The sequence below is a fragment of the Bradyrhizobium zhengyangense genome, from assembly GCF_022012555.1.
Taxonomy (GTDB): Bacteria; Pseudomonadota; Alphaproteobacteria; order Rhizobiales; family Xanthobacteraceae; genus Bradyrhizobium; species Bradyrhizobium zhengyangense.
In genome coordinates, this window is record NZ_JAKLTZ010000071.1 from 1 (window position 1) to 1,530 (window position 1,530).

At 61.0% G+C, this 1,530-nt stretch carries 1 protein-coding gene; it reads left to right on the forward strand.

The genetic code is table 11. The features are described 5' to 3' along the window. Nucleotides 1-1,417 (forward strand): ISNCY family transposase (locus L6639_RS42865; protein WP_237867367.1); only part of this gene is annotated, 1,417 nt, incomplete at its 5' end. Between the last annotated feature and the right edge of the window lie 113 nt (nucleotides 1,418-1,530).

Genomic DNA, 1,530 nt, shown 5'->3' on the forward strand with positions numbered 1-1,530 from the left:
CGAGTTCGTCGACATCACCGGATTCCATCGCAAACATGCGATGCGTCTACTTCGAGGCCAGGAAGACGTAAGCGCAGGCCGACGGGCGCGACGTCGGATCTATAATGAGGCGGAACACAACGCGCTCGTGCTGCTTTGGGAGGCGTCAGACCGGATCTGCGGGAAGCGGCTGAAGGCGTTAATGCCTGCGCTGATTGAAGCGATGGAACGGCACGGCCACCTCGACCTTGCTCCCGAGATCCGCGACAAACTTTTGGCAATGAGTGCTGCGACGATCGACCGCGCGTTGGCACGGGTCCGAGAAGGATTAGGTCGCAAGCGCCGACGGCACGCGACGCACTCGTTGCGTCGCAGTATTCCAATACGGACGTCGGCAGATTGGAACGATCCGGCGCCGGGGTTCGTCGAGGCTGACCTTGTAGCGCATAGCGGTCTATCGGCGCGCGGCAGCTTCATCCAGACCCTCGTGCTCACCGACATTGCTACCGGCTGGACGGAGTGCGCTCCTCTGATCGTGCGCGAACAAACACTGTTGAGCACGGTGTTGACGGAATTGCGCAAACAATTGCCTTTTGCGCTGGTCGGCCTCGATACGGACAATGATACGGTGTTCATGAATGAGACGCTGAAAGCCTACTGCGATGCGGCCAACATCGTCTTCACGCGTTGCCGGCCCTACCGGAAGAACGACCAGGCGTTCGTCGAGCAGAAGAACGGTGCCGTCGTGCGCAGGATGGTCGGCTATCGTCGGCTCGAGGGCCTGGAAGCGGCCAAGCTGCTGGCTGAACTCTATCGATCGGCGCGGCTGTTCGTGAACTTCTTCCAACCCTCATTCAAACTGATGGCCAAGCAGCGCGACGGTGCTCGTGTGCGTAAGACATACAGCGCACCGGCAACGCCACACCAGCGCTTGGCCGCCGACGCCCGCACGCCCGATGCGATTCGTCACCATCTCCAAGAAATCTATGCCGCTCTCGACCCGGTCGCGTTGTTGCGCGACATCCGCGGCGCGCAGGAACGCCTCGCGGCGCTCGCTGATACGCAGCCAATCGCCCATCCTGCTGCGGCATCGCAACCGATCGATCTCTTCCTGGCAAGCCTACGAACCGCCTGGAAAGACGGAGCTATGCGACCGACGGATCGGCCAATCGTGAAAGCGAAAAGAGGCCGGCGGCGTCCCGACCCGCTCATCCGGGCAACGCTAGATTTGCGAAAATGGTTTGAAGCCGAGCCTTGGCGGACTGGTAGCGAACTGCTCTCCCGGTTGCAGGCGGAATATCCTGGAGCCTATCCGAACAAGCTTCTTCGAACGCTTCAGCGTAGGCTTAAATCCTGGCGCAGCGAGCAAGCGAACGCGTTGTTGTTCGTTCCTACGGAGGAAACGCTGCTGGGGCATGAGGTCACAACAACCCAATGATGTGGCAGACGCCAGCGGAGGAGGCCGGGCGCTCCGAAACCCCGGCCATCTCCGCACCCGGCCTCCTCCTCAACCCAAGCCGGGAGCAAAATAAATGAGGCAACCGATCGCAC